Genomic DNA, 16,114 nt, shown 5'->3' with positions numbered 1-16,114 from the left:
ACCCGAAACCCGGTGATCTAGCCATGGGCAGGTTGAAGGTTGAGTAACATCAACTGGAGGACCGAACCCACTAACGTTGAAAAGTTAGGGGATGACCTGTGGCTAGGAGTGAAAGGCTAATCAAACCGGGAGATAGCTGGTTCTCCCCGAAATCTATTTAGGTAGAGCCTCGGACGAATACTTACGGGGGTAGAGCACTGTTAAGGCTAGGGGGTCATCCCGACTTACCAACCCTTTGCAAACTCCGAATACCGTAAAGTAATATCCGGGAGACACACGGCGGGTGCTAACGTCCGTCGTGGAGAGGGAAACAACCCAGACCGTCAGCTAAGGTCCCAAAGTGTATGTTAAGTGGGAAACGATGTGGGAAGGCTAAAACAGCTAGGAGGTTGGCTTAGAAGCAGCCACCCTTTAAAGAAAGCGTAATAGCTCACTAGTCGAGTCGGCCTGCGCGGAAGATGTAACGGGGCTAAACATACCACCGAAGCTACGGCTGCGTACGTAAGTATGCGGGGTAGGGGAGCGTTCTGTAAGTGGCTGAAGGTGTGCCGGGAGGCATGCTGGACATATCAGAAGTGCGAATGCTGACATGAGTAACGACAAGAGGAGTGAAAAACTCCTCCGCCGGAAGACCAAGGGTTCCTATCCCATGTTAATCAGGGTAGGGTGAGTCGACCCCTAAGGCGAGGCTGAAGAGCGTAGTCGATGGGAAACGGGTTAATATTCCCGTACTCGGTATGAATGCGATGGGGGGACGGAGCAGGCTAGGCAAGCATGGCGTTGGTTGTCCATGTGAAAGGCTGTAGGCTGGTGACTTAGGAAAATCCGGGTTGCTAAGGCTGAGAGTCGAGACGAGCCACTAAGGTGGTGAAGTTGTTGATGCCCTACTTCCAGGAAAAGCCTCTAAGCTTCAGTTCATACTGAATCGTACCCTAAACCGACACAGGTGGTCAGGTAGAGAATACTAAGGCGCTTGAGAGAACTCGGGTGAAGGAACTAGGCAAAATTGTACCGTAACTTCGGGAGAAGGTACGCTCTTGTTTGTGAAAGACTTGCTCTGTAAGCAAACGAGAGCCGCAGTGACCAGGTGGCTGGGACTGTTTATTAAAAACACAGCACTGTGCAAAATCGTAAGATGACGTATACGGTGTGACACCTGCCCGGTGCCGGAAGGTTAATTGATGGGGTTAGCTTAGGCGAAGCTCTTGATCGAAGCCCCGGTAAACGGCGGCCGTAACTATAACGGTCCTAAGGTAGCGAAATTCCTTGTCGGGTAAGTTCCGACCTGCACGAATGGTGTAACCATGGCCACGCTGTCTCCACCCGAGACTCAGTGAAATTGAAATCGCAGTGAAGATGCTGTGTACCCGCGGCTAGACGGAAAGACCCCGTGAACCTTTACTACAGCTTGGCACTGAACATTGACCCTACATGTGTAGGATAGGTGGGAGGCTTTGAAGCAGGAACGCTAGTTTCTGTGGAGCCGACCTTGAAATACCACCCTTGTAGTGTTGATGTTCTAACTTAGGCCCCTGAATCGGGGTTGAGGACAGTGCCTGGTGGGTAGTTTGACTGGGGCGGTCTCCTCCCAAAGAGTAACGGAGGAGCACGAAGGTTTGCTAAGTACGGTCGGACATCGTACGGTTAGTGTAATGGTAGAAGCAAGCTTAACTGCGAGACAGACACGTCGAGCAGGTACGAAAGTAGGTCATAGTGATCCGGTGGTTCTGAATGGAAGGGCCATCGCTCAACGGATAAAAGGTACTCCGGGGATAACAGGCTGATACCGCCCAAGAGTTCATATCGACGGCGGTGTTTGGCACCTCGATGTCGGCTCATCACATCCTGGGGCTGAAGTCGGTCCCAAGGGTATGGCTGTTCGCCATTTAAAGTGGTACGCGAGCTGGGTTTAGAACGTCGTGAGACAGTTCGGTCCCTATCTGCCGTGGGCGTTTGAGAATTGAGAGGGGCTGCTCCTAGTACGAGAGGACCGGAGTGGACGAACCGCTGGTGTTCGGGTTGTGATGCCAATTGCATTGCCCGGTAGCTACGTTCGGAACTGATAACCGCTGAAAGCATCTAAGCGGGAAGCAGGCCTCGAGATGAGTTCTCACTTTGACTTAGAGTCAACTGAAGGGCCGTTGAAGACTACAACGTTGATAGGCGAGATGTGGAAGTGCTGTGAGGCATTAAGCTAACTCGTACTAATTACCCGAGAGGCTTAACCATACAACGCCAAAGTGGTTTACTAGAATTGTTCCAGACAATTCCTAGCATGACCTCCATCCATGGAGGCCTTAGCTAACAGAAGTTAATAGACTAAAGTAGACAAAAGAATTTAATAGCTTTTTCCCAGATTTACATTGATGAAGGAGACTTCATTGATGAACAGAATTTCCTGGTGACTATAGCGTTTTGGACCCACCTGACCCCATGCCGAACTCAGAAGTGAAACAAAACAGCGTCGATGATAGTGTGGATTACCCATGTGAAAGTAGAACATCGCCAGGGCCAAATAAGAGAAACCCGTTGCAGCAATGCGACGGGTTTTTTGCTGTTTGGGGTAAAGTACTTCCATGTAGCATCTCCCCTTCGCGCGTCCTTGCGCTCACTTCCTCGAACTGCGAAGCGGTGCTTCGGTTTCTCGTCACCCAAACTCAGAAGTGAAACAAAACAGCCGAAGGGTCGGCCCCGGTCAATGATAGTGTGGATCACCCATGTGACTCTCTATTTAAAAAATGAGAACATCCTACTTCGTAGCGAGCCAGGGCTAAATAAGAGGTTGATGAAAAGCGTTCATCCATGAACTTCATCGACATTCGAACATCCATGTACATCAAAACTCGTTGCAGCAATGCGACGGGTTTTTTGCTATGTGTGATTTGAAAATTTCGCGAGGTAAACTCGCTCCTACTCCCACTCCCACCACAGTATCAGCACAGTACAACATTGTGGGAGGTGGTTTACCCGCCGAGGGGTTGCAATGAAGTTCTGGAAAAAACCTCGCGAGGTGAACTCGCTCCTACCACAGTATAGGCACAGTGCAACATGGTGGGAGGTGGTTCACCCACCGATGGCTTGCAATGAAGTTCCGGCAAAAAAACCATGCACATAAAAACCCGTTACAGTAATGCGACGGGTTTTTTGCTGTTTGGGGTATAGAGATTTGAGATATAGAAACCCTCACAAGCCAATCAACACATCGCGAGATAAACTCGCTCCCACAACATGAGCCTGCTGCCATAAAGTAAGCCATTCTGGTAGGAGGCGGTTTACCCGCCGATGGCTTGCAATGAAGTTCCAGCAAAAAACCATGTACATCAAAACCCGTTGCAGTAATGCGAAGGGTTTTTTGCTGTTTGGGATATAGAAAACCTCGCGAGATAAACTCACTCTTACCACAGTATCAGCACAGTGCAAAATGGTAGGAGGTGATTTATCAGCCCTAAAACTTAATAATCCTTATTTCGTAGAGTCGTAGGTTATGCTCTGAAGCTTCTTGTTTAATGCTGATCTAATTAATGCTATCAATAAATACACTTAAAATATGGCGAAGAAAGAAACATTTGCGATTTTTTTTGAGCTGTATATACTTACAGTAAATAAACCACTGTATGGAATACCAGTTAATGCGTCCTCTAACAAAACGACAAGAACAAATCTTTGAATTAATAAAAGTATTCATAAAAGATACAGGCATGCCTCCAACTCGTGCTGAAATAGCTGATGCTTTGGGTTTTAAGAGTGCAAATGCAGCGGAAGAGCACCTGAAAGCGCTTGCGAAAAAGGGAGTTATCGAAATGGTCCCAGGCGCAAGCCGAGGGATTCGACTTGTAGAGGATGAATCAGAACAACTTGGTTTGCCTATTATTGGTCGTGTTGCTGCTGGTGAGCCTATTTTGGCAGAGCAACATGTAGAAAGCCACTGTAATGTAGATGCTAGTTTTTTTAAACCTAATGCTGATTACCTTTTGAGAGTTAATGGTATGAGCATGAAGGATATTGGTATTATAGATGGTGACCTATTGGCTGTTCACAGAACTCAAGTGGCAGAAAATGGGCAAGTGATAGTTGCTCGTGTAGAAGAAGATGTGACTGTTAAACGCCTTGAAAAGAAAGGAAAGAAAGTTTTTTTACATGCTGAGAATGAAGAATTTAAAGCGATTGAAGTAGATCTAGAACATCAAAATTTCTCCATTGAAGGGTTAGCTGTCGGTGTTATCCGAAGTGCAGACTGGATGTAGTTTATGAGAGCGAGCGTAGCGTTAAATATAAAGTTGCGCTTGCTTTAACTATATTTTGTTTAGAAAGTAATAATTAACTTTTCTAACTGTGTGAAAGTTAGATAATTATAGTGACTTTAATCATTTAGTAATATTTTTAGTTTTCTGATCTTTATACACTATTTTTCATCATTCTTCGTTTTACTCCCTATAGTCCCCAGTTTTGATTCTAAAGTCGGTCTTCTCGAAAATCTTGCAATTTGTTTGTTTTTTGACTAATTGGTTAATAGTCGTGCAGTAAGTCTATGTACAAATAGACAATATGACAGTCATCCAATAATAACAAGAGACAACCACGAGTTGTCTTGAAGGAGACGTCAAATGAAAATTTGTCGATTAGTTGTAGCATTCATCGCGGTGCTAATCGCCATGCCCTCACTTGCTAACAGCGCTTATAATATGAGGCAAGGTGTTACAGACATTAGTCATCAAGTGTATGAGCTTCACATGACCATATTTCTAATATGTTGTGTCATTGGAGTGATTGTATTTGGGATTATGTTTTGGGCGCTTATAAAACACAGAAAGTCAAAAGGCGTCGTTGCGGCGCAATTTCATGAAAGCACCAAAGTGGAAATACTTTGGACTGCAATTCCCTTCCTGATACTCATTGGTATGGCAATACCAGCCACAAAAACGCTTATTGCTATGGAAGACACGAGTAAAGCTGATCTGACCATTAAGGTCACAGGCTCTCAGTGGAAATGGCACTATGAGTATATGGGGCATGATGTTGAGTTCTATTCTTTGCTCTCTACTTCGAAAGATGAAATTAGTGATCTTAAAGAAAAAAATGAAAATTACCTGCTTGAAGTTGATAAGCATTTAGTTATTCCTACAGATAGGAAAGTCCGCTTTTTGATGACCTCGGATGATGTCATCCATTCTTGGTGGGTGCCTGATTTTGCGGTGAAGAAGGATGCCAATCCGGGATTTATAAATGAGGCATGGGCAAAGGTAAACGATGAGGGAATTTATAGAGGCCAATGTGCTGAATTATGTGGCAAAGATCATGGCTTTATGCCAATCGTCGTCGAGGCCGTAAGTCCTGATAAATTTGATAGTTGGCTTAACGATGCTAAAGCTGAAAAAGCAAAAGCAGAGGCGGAGTCACAGGCAGTTGCGCAACAAACTCTTTCGAAAGAAGAGTTAATGGAGGTTGGGGAACAAACTTACATGGCTTATTGCGCAGCTTGCCATCAACCAACTGGGCTTGGGCTACCAGGAGTCTTCCCTGCAATGAAAGGAAGTAAAGTCGTCACTGGAGATATTAAAGCTCATATAGATATTCTACTTTTAGGCCGCCCAGGAACTGCGATGCAATCTTTCGCAAAGCAATTAACAATTAAGCAGATCGCGGGGGTGATCACCTATAAAAGAAATAGCTGGGGTAATGACACTGGCGATGTTATTCAGCCAAGCCAAATACAGCGTGAGATAGATACACTAGAGGAGGGTAAGTAATGAGTGCCATCGTAGACGAACATTCACACCATACAGCTCCCAAAGGCTTAAAGCGCTGGCTGTTTACCACCAATCATAAAGACATTGGAACACTGTATTTATTGTTCTCACTAACCATGTTTTTAATTGGCGGTGCTATGGCGATGGTGATCCGAGCCGAGCTTTTCCAACCTGGGTTACAGCTTGTAGATCCGCATTTTTTTAATCAAATGACGACAGTGCATGGACTAATAATGGTATTTGGCGCAGTAATGCCCGCATTTACAGGTCTTGCCAACTGGATGATCCCAATGATGATTGGTGCTCCTGATATGGCGTTACCGAGAATGAATAACTGGAGTTTTTGGATACTACCCTTTGCATTTGCAATTTTACTGATGTCATTATTTTTGGAAGGCGGCGGGCCTGCTTTCGGTTGGACTTTTTATGCGCCACTATCTACAACGTACAGCAATGACAATACTGCATTTTTTGTTTTTGCTGTTCATATAATGGGCATTAGCTCTATTATGGGTGCTATCAACGTTATCGTGACCATCGTCAATCTTAGAGCTCCAGGTATGACATGGATGAAGTTGCCTTTATTTGTCTGGACCTGGTTGATAACTGCATTTCTTCTGATAGCTGTTATGCCGGTACTTGCAGGCGCCGTAACTATGGTGCTGACCGACAAGTTCTTTGGAACGAGCTTTTTTGATGCAGCAGGTGGTGGTGATCCTGTTATGTTCCAGCATATATTCTGGTTTTTTGGTCATCCTGAAGTGTACATCATGATATTACCTGCCTTCGGCATAATCTCTACGATAGTACCGACATTTTCAAGAAAGAAACTGTTTGGCTATGCATCAATGGTTTATGCAACCGCTTCAATTGCACTGCTGTCGTTCGTCGTTTGGGCTCATCATATGTTTACAACGGGTATGCCTTTAGCTGGTGAGTTGTTTTTTATGTATGCAACTATGCTCATTTCAGTGCCTACTGGCGTTAAGGTTTTTAATTGGGTAGCTACAATGTGGCGAGGTGCTATTAGTTTTGAGGTGCCGATGCTTTTTGCTATTGCATTCATCGTACTTTTCACAATTGGTGGATTTTCCGGTTTGATGTTAGCGATTACTCCCGCCGATTTCCAATATCACGATACCTACTTCGTTGTCGCGCATTTCCATTACGTGTTAGTTACGGGAGCTGTGTTCTCAATAATGGCCGCCGCATATTATTGGTTACCAAAGTGGACGGGGCACATGTTTGATATCAAATTGGCTAAATTTCACTTTTGGCTCTCCTTGGTTAGTGTGAACGTATTGTTCTTCCCAATGCACTTTGTTGGTCTTGCTGGCATGCCAAGGCGGATCCCTGACTATGCTCTACAGTTCGCTGATTTCAACGCGATCATTAGTATCGGAGGGTTTGCATTCGGTCTTTCTCAACTGTTGTTTGTTGCAGTGGTTTATAAATGTATAAAAGGTGGAGAGCAGGCCTCCGGGAAAGTATGGGATGGGGCAGAGGGATTAGAGTGGCAAGTACCATCTCCGGCTCCTTATCATACCTTTTCAACGCCACCGGAGATTAAGTAATGCAACATGGCCGCCTGCTTAAGAAGCTTATTTTGTTGACGCTAGGTATGTTTGCTTTTGCCTTTGCACTGGTTCCTCTATATGACGTTTTTTGTGATGTCACAGGCCTAAATGGTAAGCCATCCATGGAAATCGCAAAGCAGAGCGAGTCAATTGCACAAAGTCGACAAGTAGATGTGAGCTTCACAACGCATAGTCAAAGCCAGGCGCCATTTAAGGTCGATGCAGTCGAGCATTCGGTTAGTGTTCAACCCGGTAAGCTAACCGATGTCAAATTTATTGCAAAAAACTTGAGTGATAGTGAGCGTGTGTTGCAAGCGATCCCTTCAGTGTCCCCGGGGAAAGCTGCAAAGTATTTACACAAAATGGCCTGCTTTTGTTTTGATCAGCAATCAATGAAAGGCAAAGAAGAAGTTGAGTTTGTCTTGAGGTTTTATGTAGATACGGAGCTACCAAGTGATGTTGAGGAACTCACGCTTTCATATACGTTGTTTGATATTACAGAGCGAGTTAGCAAACAAGACAGTGATGGACTGAATATGCTAGTTGCTCGAGAGGAGTTCAAATATGAACCATGAACAAGAAAAATATTACGTGCCTGAGCAAAGTCCATGGCCAATCGTCGGGGCTTTTGCACTTTTCTTTATCGCTGTTGGCGCTGGCTTAACGATTATTCAACTTAAATCAACCAGTAATAGTGGAGTAATGCTACTGCTCGTGGGTATTGCTGTGCTGATCTATATGATTTTTGGTTGGTTCAGGAATGTGATCCAAGAATCTCAAAATGGGTTATATTCTGCCCAAATGGATCGTTCGTTCAAGCAAGGAATGGGATGGTTTATCTTTTCCGAGGTTATGTTTTTTGCTGCTTTTTTTGGTGCACTTTTCTATGCACGAATGATAGCTGTGCCGTGGTTAGGCGGTGCAAGTAATAATGCCAGTACCAATGAGGTTTTATGGCCTCAATTTGAAGCTGTATGGCCATTGCTCACAACTCCAGATGGAACTGTCACTCAAGCTATGGGTTGGCAGGGACTTCCACTGATCAATACGATTATTCTATTAGCATCATCAGTAACCCTTAGCTTTGCTCATGTAGCTTTAGAAAAAGAGCAACGGGCGAAAGTAAAGGCGTTCTTGGGATTAACAGTACTACTTGGCGTCGCATTCTTAACCTTGCAAGTGGAAGAGTATATTCACGCTTACCAAGATCTGGGGTTAACTCTCCAGTCGGGGGTTTACGGTAATACATTCTTTTTACTGACAGGATTTCATGGCTTTCATGTCACTCTTGGCGCGATTATTCTTTTCGTTATATGGATCAGGGTGTTGAAGGGCCACTTTACCGCTAAGAACCACTTTGCTTTTCAAGCTGGGGCTTGGTATTGGCATTTTGTTGATGTTGTTTGGTTGTGCCTGTTTGTATTTGTTTATGTGTTGTAACAACGGGTGAAGAGTGTAGTTTTATAAAGCCAAATTGAGCAGCAAGACAGATTAGAAGTACTACAGCTATTGATGCATAAACTCTTTGTTGCAATAGCCTCGCCATCGACTCTTGTTGCTCTGACTTGAGCATGACTAGCATAGCTCTAAATAGATTTAGAAAAACGAGTAGTAGCAGTACAACAATAATAATTTTAATCATAAGGGGTGTCCGATGGATTTAGGTGCACTTTTTAAAGGTAGATCAAAACCCCCCATATTGGCAGCATTAATAGTTGTTCTTTTATGTGGCTCGCTCTCTTATTGGCAGTGGCAAAGAGCACAGCAAAAACATGTGTTGCAGCATAAAGTTGAGATTGAAAAATCGCTAGGCGTAGCTAATGAGCAGCAAGTAACATCCCAGCAGCTAACGCAATATGTTAATGCTGAAGTGTCGATTACAGGGAATTTTGTAGGCGATGCGGTTTGGTATTTAGATAATCAAGTCGTGAAAGGCCGAGTCGGTTTTGATGTAATTGGCATTATTAAAATTTCCGAAACTGATGAGTATCTAGCTGTGAATTTGGGTTTTGTGCCACAGCAAGCTAGTCGCGTGCCTACCGTTTTCTCTCTTCCAAGTGGTACCGTTTCTCTACCTGTCTATATCAAATCTAGTGCTAGTAAGCGGTTCACCTTAGCTAAGTCTGCGGCAGAGGAGGCAACAAAACAATCTGTGATCCAATATATTGATGTTGATTACTTATCTGCGGAGTCAGGTAAACCTCTTTTACCTCTAATTGCCTACATGACTAAAAACAGATTTGCCGGGACTGAGCCCCATTATCAACCGGTAGTAATGTCACCGCAAAAACATGAAGCTTATGCTTTACAGTGGTTGCTTATTGCCTTGGCTGCGGTAGTAATTGGCTGGAAACTTTCAAAAAAGGAGAATAAAAATGTCTAAAAGTGCGGCATGGTTTATAGGGCTGTTCGTATTCCCCTTACTGTTGGCATTTGTTGCCCTGAAGGTCGGCTGGATACCACATAGCACGACTAATCACGGTGAATTTTTAAGCCAGGAGGTTCGCCAATCAGAGCTGGTTTTAGATACTGAGTGGAGTATCGTTTACCAGCGACCAAAACAGTGTAATAAGCAATGTTCTTTACTACTAGATAGCTTACCTAATTTGTATTTAGCGCTGGGGAAAAACCAACAGAAAGTATCGCTTGTGGTATTACAAGAGCGAAATGAAAAAGGTATTGAGTACGCTACTTCTTTGCCGATATACCTCAACCAGTTAGACGAAAATTATCTCTATTTGGTTGATAAAACAGGGTTATTTGTACTCAAGTATGCACCAGTAGCAAGCTTAGAAGAAATGCGAAATGTGCAAAAAGGGCTACTGAGTGATTTGAAGAAATTATTGAATTACTCTCGTTCAAGTTAGGAGGTAAATATGTCCAAGGTAAAAATAAAAATCGCAATATTTGCCTGTTTCGTCGCAATAACTGTAGTGACACTTGGCGCCTTCACACGTTTAAGTGATGCGGGACTTGGGTGTCCAGATTGGCCTGGGTGTTACGGCTTTTTAACAGTACCAAATGAGACTCATGAACTATCTGCGGCTAAAGACAATTTTCCACATTTAGAAGTGGAAGCAGAAAAAGCTTGGATTGAAATGATCCATCGCTATTTTGCCAGCTTCCTCGGGTTACTTATTTTGGCACTTGCATGCATAAGGCTGTTCAAAAAGCAAAATACAGAAAGCCCTAACCGTCACTACTATCTACTGCTATTGCTTGTGTTATTTCAAGGGGCACTCGGGATGTGGACCGTGACGATGAATTTACAGCCAGTCATTGTGATGGGTCATTTACTAGGTGGGTTTTGTATTCTTGCATTGCTGGTGTTACTGGTTCTAAGGCTGAAATACACCACTATTACTGCTAGTGTAACTAAGCCTACCTATCGCTTATGTTATGTGGCTCTTGGTGTGTTGATTATACAAATTGCGCTTGGTGGGTGGCTTGCCGCCAATTATGCTGCTCCACATTGTACAGGGTTGCCGCTATGTGACAATCTTCAGCTTTTCTCTTGGCAGAGCTTATTTACGCTTCCTGAAGCTTCAGCGACTTATGAGTTTGGTGTTTTACCATTCGAATCTAGAGTATCTATTCACTTTATCCATCGGATATGGGCAGTTATTACCGTTTTAACGCTACTTGCTGCATGTTGGCCACTCCTTAGAGCTGGTCAAAACCACTTACTCCGACATTCAGCGCTTGTCGTTTTAGCTTTAGTTTCTATACAAGTTTTGGTGGGGGGGGCAATCGTACACTTCCAATTTCCTCTGTTGTTGACCTTATTCCATAACTTCATGGCAGCAATGGTGTTATTAGCAATGGTGAAATTGTGTTTCTTTATCAGCTTGGCGCAAAAAGTAGGAGTAAAACATGCTTCAATTAACTAGTTTTTCAGAGCTTCAAAAAGCAACTACTTTATTCAAAGCCTACTTTGGCATGTGTAAGTTCAAAGTAGTATGTATGTTGGTTATTACCGCTTGGGTCGGGATGATGTTAGCACCACAAAGTGATAAAACATTATTGGCACAATTAATGAGTTTGTTTGGCATTGGTTTGCTTTCGAGTAGTGCTGCAGCTGTAAATCATATCGTGGATAGAGAAATAGATAAAAAGATGGCGCGAACACGAAACCGACCGTTAGCGACAGACTCTGTTTCTGTATCATCAGCTTTAATCTTTGCGATAGGCCTCGCAATTTCTGGGTATGCTCTATTAACTATTTTCGCCAATCAGTTATGTGCGCTACTTACCTTAGCCGCGCTATTCGGTTATGCCGTGATTTATACGTTATTGTTAAAACGCGCAACACCTCAAAACATAGTAATTGGGGGGTTAGCAGGAGCGATGCCACCCCTGTTAGGTTGGGTCAGTGAGACTGGTCAGCTTGGTGCAGAGCCTTGGTTGTTAGTAATGATCATTTTTGCTTGGACACCTCCCCACTTTTGGGCATTAGCTATTGCTCGTAAACGAGACTACGAAAAAGCCGAAGTCCCCATGTTACCAGTAACGCATGGAAACGAATTTACAAAACTCTGTGTGCTATTTTATACCATCATTTTGACTTTAGTCTGTTTGCTCCCTTATCTAGTGGGAATGTCTGGTTGGATCTACTTGTTGGTCTCTGGTATGGCAAATGTCGCTTTTATTTACAAAGCGACAAAGCTTATGAGAACAAATAGTTTAGAGTATGCTATGAGGGTATTTTATTTCTCTATCTGGCATCTTTTGATAGTGTTCATTGCACTTTTTGTGGATAAAGCATTTATATGAAAAAATTTCTGTTAATTATCTCTATGTTAACTTTGTTTGGTTGTGGGCCTGCACCAGATGTGTCGGAAAAAGTGGTTTGGTACCCAAAGCCTAAGGACGTTAAAGCGTTTGAATTAAGGGATCAACACGGTGCGATAGTCTCAAACCAAGACTTTACCGATAAATGGAATTTGCTATTTTTGGGTTACACGAGTTGTCCCGACGTGTGTCCTATGACGCTGTTGAAATTAACTCACGTATATCAATCTGTAAAAAATAAAGGTGACTTACAAGTATGGTTTGTATCGGTCGATCCCAACCGAGATACTGAAGAAAAGCGTTTGGCCTACATCAAGCACTTTGATCCTGATTTTAAAGCGGTATCTGCCGAGCATTCTGCTTTATTTCCGTTTGTGAGAGATCTCGGTTTAATATACGCAATAAATCAGGAACAGACAGAAGAGTATTATATTGATCATAGTGCGTCTGTAGCATTAATTAACCCAAAAGGTCAGCTTGAGGCTATTTTCAAACCTACACATACAGTGGGAGCTGTCCCTACAATCGATGACAAACTACTTCTTGCTGACCTTGAGAAGATCATCAATTAGTCTTATAGCGACACTGGTCGACCCTAGTGTCGCTGCACTATCTTACCTCTAACGCTTTAATTATTTGCGGATTTTTAATCAATCTTTGTGGCATTTTTACCATCACGGTCTAAGCTAATTTTATTACTCATTTTTACAAGGATAGTCTTCAGCTCATGTTGAAACTTCCACCTGAAATGGCGATTAACCATGTGGAAAGCCTGTACCATCAGATTTTCCAAGACTCTATGGAAACATCAGACATCACGATTGATATTAGTGAAGTGCAAAGAGCCGATACAGCATCTATACAACTGCTCTGTGCCGTACAGAAACACTTGCTCTCGTTAGAACATAAAATTGTATGGCATGGTGAAAGTGACGCTTTAGCGCAGGCTGTCAATGAGTTGGGATTAACCCATTATTTATTCCATAGTATTGAAAATTAAGAGGTGAATATGAAAAAGATTTTAGCTGTGGATGATTCGGCGTCAATGCGCCAAATGGTTGGCTTTACTTTGAAAAAAGCAGGTTTTGATGTTACGGAAGCCAAAGATGGCAGTGAAGCGCTATCTATTGCCAAGCAACAAGGGTTCGATGCCGTGATCTCTGATGTAAACATGCCTGTAATGGATGGGATCACACTTATTAAAGAGCTGCGTAGCCTACCCAACTATAAGTTCACCCCTTTACTAATGCTGACCACCGAGTCGGGGTTAGATAAAAAAACAGAAGGTAAAGCGGCGGGAGCAACTGGTTGGATAGTGAAGCCATTCAACCCTGAACAACTACTAGCGGTATTGAAAAAAGTCATAAGATAGATACAGAGAGGCGTCGATATGAGTATTGATTTAAGCCAATTTTTTGATGTCTTTTTTGAAGAAAGCTTTGAAGGCCTAGACATAATGGAAGCTGAGCTGCTGAATTTACAGCCAGGCCATGAAGACTCAGAAACGATCAATACTATATTTCGCGCAGCACACAGCATCAAAGGTGGCAGTGGAACATTTGGTTTTACTTCTGTCGCTAACTTCACGCATGTGTTGGAAACCTTACTCGATCAAATCAGGGATGGGCGTCGACAGTTGACCGCTGAACATGTCAATTTGCTGCTCCAATCCGTTGATTGTTTAAGGGCCTTACTAACCGCATTACAAGCCGAAGAAGAGCCAGATCTTTCCAATGCGAATGAGTTGAAAGTTAAATTTGAAGAGATTTTAGGTGGTAAAGAGAGTGTTAGCTCAGATACTGCCGATAGCATACCTCAAGGGCAAGAATCTCAAACCTATCAAATAGACTTTAAACCGTTCCCCCACTTGTTTAAAACCGGTAACGAACCGCTCTATATGTTAAGTGAGCTATCAGAATTGGGGGATTTAGAAACTCATGCGTTTTGTGATGCAATACCTGAAATTGATGACTTCAATCCAGAGGATTGCTACCTCAGTTGGCGGTTATACTTAACAACCAGTCATCCAGAGTCGGCGATTAAAGAAGTATTTGAGTGGGTTGAGGATGATGCTGAAATTTCTATTACCTTATGTGGTGGTTTATTTGAAGATGATGTGAGTGTCTCCACAACGCCAGAACCAGAGAGTGAGAAGAAAGAAGCGTCGAGCAACGACACTCAAAATATTGATGTACCAAAAACATCCTCAGCGACAGCGACAAAGGCTAAGCCTGAGGCTAGCAAGAAATCAGCAGAATCGACTTCGATCCGTGTTGGGATTGATAAAGTTGATTCGCTTATCAATATGGTAGGGGAGTTGGTTATTACCCAAGCTATGTTGACTCAATTAGGCGAGCAAGAACCGACCGAAAATACGCTTGCTGCGATGCAAGAAGGCCTCGCTCAATTAGCCCATAATACGCGAGATTTACAAGAAAATGTAATGCGGATCAGGATGTTACCTATTAGTTTTGTCTTCAGCCGATTTCCTCGTTTAGTAAGAGACACATCACAGAAGTTGAACAAACAGGTTGAGCTAAAACTGCTAGGAGAGCAAACAGAATTAGATAAAACCGTGATGGAAAAAATTTCCGATCCTATGGTTCATTTAGTAAGAAACTCTTTGGATCACGGCTTAGAAACACCGGAAGACAGAATAAAAGCCGGAAAAGATCCTGTGGGTACGGTGACACTGAATGCTTTCCACCAAGGTGGAAATATTGTGATTGAAATCATGGATGATGGCAGAGGCTTGAATACCGAAAAAATAAAAAGTAAAGCAATTGCCAATGGCCTAATTCAAGCAACTGATGAGCTGACTATTGAAGAGGTTAATGAACTTATTTTTAGGCCTGGGTTTTCAACAGCCGATGAAGTGAGTGATATCTCTGGTCGCGGCGTGGGTATGGACGTTGTTCGAAGAAATATTCAAGCATTAAACGGCAGCGTTGAAGTAACTTCAGCAAAAGGGGTTGGCTCAACGTTTACAATTAGATTGCCATTAACGCTGGCCATTCTTGATGGTCAACTGGTTAAAGTTGCAAAGCATACCTACATCATTCCACTTATTTCTATTGTTGAGTCTTTACAAATAGATATTAAAAAAGTGAGCAAAGTAGGTAATGGCTTAGAGGTGCTACGGTTACGAGATGAATACATACCAATACTAAGGCTATATCAATTATTTAATCATGGTGGTGCAATAGAAGAGTTGGATAAAACACTGTTAGTGGTTGTTGAGAGTGATAATCACAAAGTGGGGTTGTTGGTAGATGATTTACTGGCGCAACAACAGGTCGTTATTAAAAGTCTCGAAGCGAATTATCAGAAAGTAAATGGGATCTCAGGGGCGACAATTTTAGGTGATGGCAGAGTCTCTTTAATTGTTGATATTAGTGGTCTTATCAAGCTAAGTGGCTTAAAGCGTCCAGGAACTCAAGAATTATTAGTAGAACAAGAGTTAGATGAGGTGGTGTCATGATCACTGAAAAAGCCTCGATTAATGAACAAGTCATGCTTGCAGACAGAGATGACGATACACAATTTCTCACCTTTATGATGGCGGGCGAAGAGTATGGCATGGATATTCTGGCCGTACAGGAAATCAGAGGGTGGGAAGAAGTCACTGCAATTCCAAATGCTCCTAAGTATGTGAACGGTGCGATTAATTTACGTGGCACGATAGTACCAATCATAGATTTAAGGATTCGATTCGGCTTACCGCAAATCGAATATGGAGCTCTAACTGTGGTTATCGTTGTCTCCGTTGTAATAAAAGAGGCAACAAAAATTATGGGGTTAGTTGTTGATGCTGTTTCTGACGTATACAGCATCAACGAAGAAACAGCGAAGGATGTGCCAGATTTTCAAGACTCGGAAAATAGTCAATTTGTACAGGGACTTGTAAATGTTGGTGAAAAAATGGTCGTACTTTTAAATTTGAAGAAGATATTAGATCTTGAAGTCAAGCAGAATGAGCAATTGGTTGTCGGGGGATAA

Annotated in this window: 15 protein-coding genes and 2 rRNA genes (1 of these 17 only partly in view); 16 read left to right on the top strand and 1 reads right to left on the bottom strand. The window is 42.9% G+C overall.

The annotated features are described in order from the left end of the window. The 7 genes from QSH61_RS17465 to QSH61_RS17435 all read left to right on the top strand — a co-directional run. Window positions 1–2,229 (top strand): 23S ribosomal RNA (locus QSH61_RS17465) (it extends 656 nt beyond the left edge of the window). Between the two features lie 168 nt (window positions 2,230–2,397). Continuing rightward, window positions 2,398–2,511, top strand: a 5S ribosomal RNA gene (gene rrf / locus QSH61_RS17460). 1,118 nt (window positions 2,512–3,629) lie between these two features. Continuing rightward, window positions 3,630–4,244 (top strand): transcriptional repressor LexA, encoded by a 615-nt coding sequence (gene lexA / locus QSH61_RS17455; protein ID WP_102057673.1) that lies wholly within the window; start codon window positions 3,630–3,632, stop codon window positions 4,242–4,244. Window positions 4,245–4,604: 360 nt separating this feature from the next. After that, entirely contained in the window at window positions 4,605–5,747 is a 1,143-nt protein-coding gene (coxB, locus tag QSH61_RS17450) for a cytochrome c oxidase subunit II (RefSeq protein ID WP_206471535.1), read from the top strand. After that, window positions 5,747–7,321: a cytochrome c oxidase subunit I gene (gene ctaD, locus QSH61_RS17445; protein ID WP_102057672.1), complete on the top strand. Its 1,575-nt coding sequence runs from the start codon at window positions 5,747–5,749 to the stop codon at window positions 7,319–7,321. Before coxB ends, ctaD begins: the two co-directional genes overlap by 1 nt. Continuing rightward, window positions 7,321–7,899 (top strand): cytochrome c oxidase assembly protein, encoded by a 579-nt coding sequence (locus tag QSH61_RS17440; RefSeq protein ID WP_102057671.1) that lies wholly within the window; start codon window positions 7,321–7,323, stop codon window positions 7,897–7,899. The genes ctaD and QSH61_RS17440 overlap by 1 nt, the downstream gene beginning before the upstream one ends. Beyond that, window positions 7,889–8,764 carry a cytochrome c oxidase subunit 3 gene (locus QSH61_RS17435; RefSeq protein ID WP_102057670.1) on the top strand — a complete coding sequence of 292 codons (876 nt, stop codon included), beginning with the start codon at window positions 7,889–7,891 and terminating at the stop codon, window positions 8,762–8,764. Before QSH61_RS17440 ends, QSH61_RS17435 begins: the two co-directional genes overlap by 11 nt. Here QSH61_RS17435 and QSH61_RS24350 read toward each other — a convergent pair. Then, window positions 8,670–8,966 (bottom strand): DUF2909 family protein, encoded by a 297-nt coding sequence (locus tag QSH61_RS24350; protein ID WP_081489941.1) that lies wholly within the window; start codon window positions 8,964–8,966, stop codon window positions 8,670–8,672. The two genes, QSH61_RS17435 and QSH61_RS24350, sit on opposite strands and share 95 nt — an antisense overlap. 12 nt (window positions 8,967–8,978) lie before the next feature. On the opposite strand from QSH61_RS24350, the gene QSH61_RS17430 reads away from it, so the two are divergent. The 9 genes from QSH61_RS17430 to QSH61_RS17390 all read left to right on the top strand — a co-directional run bounded on the left by QSH61_RS17430 (window position 8,979) and on the right by QSH61_RS17390 (window position 16,114). Continuing rightward, a complete protein-coding gene (locus QSH61_RS17430; protein ID WP_010604343.1) occupies window positions 8,979–9,707 on the top strand; it encodes an SURF1 family protein in 729 nt (242 codons plus the stop codon). Continuing rightward, window positions 9,700–10,191, top strand: a complete 492-nt coding sequence (locus QSH61_RS17425; protein ID WP_102057668.1) for a redox-active disulfide-containing membrane protein — start codon at window positions 9,700–9,702, stop codon at window positions 10,189–10,191. Before QSH61_RS17430 ends, QSH61_RS17425 begins: the two co-directional genes overlap by 8 nt. Window positions 10,192–10,200: 9 nt before the next feature. Continuing rightward, complete coding sequence (locus QSH61_RS17420; protein WP_206471534.1) at window positions 10,201–11,214, top strand: COX15/CtaA family protein; 1,014 nt, start codon at window positions 10,201–10,203, stop codon at window positions 11,212–11,214. Then, on the top strand, window positions 11,198–12,097 hold the full coding sequence (gene cyoE, locus QSH61_RS17415; RefSeq protein ID WP_029215745.1) for a heme o synthase: 900 nt from the start codon (window positions 11,198–11,200) through the stop codon (window positions 12,095–12,097). Before QSH61_RS17420 ends, cyoE begins: the two co-directional genes overlap by 17 nt. Then, window positions 12,094–12,687 (top strand): SCO family protein, encoded by a 594-nt coding sequence (locus tag QSH61_RS17410; protein WP_206471533.1) that lies wholly within the window; start codon window positions 12,094–12,096, stop codon window positions 12,685–12,687. The genes cyoE and QSH61_RS17410 overlap by 4 nt, the downstream gene beginning before the upstream one ends. A 155-nt stretch (window positions 12,688–12,842) precedes the next feature. Continuing rightward, window positions 12,843–13,115, top strand: a complete 273-nt coding sequence (locus QSH61_RS17405) for an STAS domain-containing protein (protein WP_010604348.1) — start codon at window positions 12,843–12,845, stop codon at window positions 13,113–13,115. Between the two features lie 9 nt (window positions 13,116–13,124). Beyond that, window positions 13,125–13,487 (top strand): response regulator, encoded by a 363-nt coding sequence (locus QSH61_RS17400; RefSeq protein WP_010378447.1) that lies wholly within the window; start codon window positions 13,125–13,127, stop codon window positions 13,485–13,487. Window positions 13,488–13,505: 18 nt separating this feature from the next. Next, the gene (locus QSH61_RS17395) at window positions 13,506–15,596 is read left to right on the top strand and encodes a chemotaxis protein CheA (protein WP_206471532.1); all 2,091 of its coding nucleotides are present in this window, start codon (window positions 13,506–13,508) and stop codon (window positions 15,594–15,596) included. Continuing rightward, the gene (locus tag QSH61_RS17390) at window positions 15,593–16,114 is read left to right on the top strand and encodes a chemotaxis protein CheW (RefSeq protein WP_010604350.1); all 522 of its coding nucleotides are present in this window, start codon (window positions 15,593–15,595) and stop codon (window positions 16,112–16,114) included. Before QSH61_RS17395 ends, QSH61_RS17390 begins: the two co-directional genes overlap by 4 nt.

Source organism: Pseudoalteromonas sp. JC3 (genome assembly GCF_030291895.1).
GTDB lineage: Bacteria > Pseudomonadota > Gammaproteobacteria > Enterobacterales > Alteromonadaceae > Pseudoalteromonas.
This window is presented reverse-complemented; position numbering and strand designations above follow the sequence as displayed.

Excerpts from the sequence above, each read along its gene's own strand:
- lexA (WP_102057673.1), top strand. The coding sequence starts at position 3,630 with ATGCGTCCTCTAACAAAACGACAAGAACAAATCTTTGAATTAATAAAA.
- coxB (WP_206471535.1), top strand. The coding sequence starts at position 4,605 with ATGAAAATTTGTCGATTAGTTGTAGCATTCATCGCGGTGCTAATCGCC.
- ctaD (WP_102057672.1), top strand. The coding sequence starts at position 5,747 with ATGAGTGCCATCGTAGACGAACATTCACACCATACAGCTCCCAAAGGC.
- QSH61_RS17440 (WP_102057671.1), top strand. The coding sequence starts at position 7,321 with ATGCAACATGGCCGCCTGCTTAAGAAGCTTATTTTGTTGACGCTAGGT.
- QSH61_RS17435 (WP_102057670.1), top strand. The coding sequence starts at position 7,889 with ATGAACCATGAACAAGAAAAATATTACGTGCCTGAGCAAAGTCCATGG.
- QSH61_RS24350 (WP_081489941.1), bottom strand. The coding sequence starts at position 8,966 with ATGATTAAAATTATTATTGTTGTACTGCTACTACTCGTTTTTCTAAAT.
- QSH61_RS17430 (WP_010604343.1), top strand. The coding sequence starts at position 8,979 with ATGGATTTAGGTGCACTTTTTAAAGGTAGATCAAAACCCCCCATATTG.
- QSH61_RS17425 (WP_102057668.1), top strand. The coding sequence starts at position 9,700 with ATGTCTAAAAGTGCGGCATGGTTTATAGGGCTGTTCGTATTCCCCTTA.
- QSH61_RS17420 (WP_206471534.1), top strand. The coding sequence starts at position 10,201 with ATGTCCAAGGTAAAAATAAAAATCGCAATATTTGCCTGTTTCGTCGCA.
- cyoE (WP_029215745.1), top strand. The coding sequence starts at position 11,198 with ATGCTTCAATTAACTAGTTTTTCAGAGCTTCAAAAAGCAACTACTTTA.
- QSH61_RS17410 (WP_206471533.1), top strand. The coding sequence starts at position 12,094 with ATGAAAAAATTTCTGTTAATTATCTCTATGTTAACTTTGTTTGGTTGT.
- QSH61_RS17405 (WP_010604348.1), top strand. The coding sequence starts at position 12,843 with ATGTTGAAACTTCCACCTGAAATGGCGATTAACCATGTGGAAAGCCTG.
- QSH61_RS17400 (WP_010378447.1), top strand. The coding sequence starts at position 13,125 with ATGAAAAAGATTTTAGCTGTGGATGATTCGGCGTCAATGCGCCAAATG.
- QSH61_RS17395 (WP_206471532.1), top strand. The coding sequence starts at position 13,506 with ATGAGTATTGATTTAAGCCAATTTTTTGATGTCTTTTTTGAAGAAAGC.
- QSH61_RS17390 (WP_010604350.1), top strand. The coding sequence starts at position 15,593 with ATGATCACTGAAAAAGCCTCGATTAATGAACAAGTCATGCTTGCAGAC.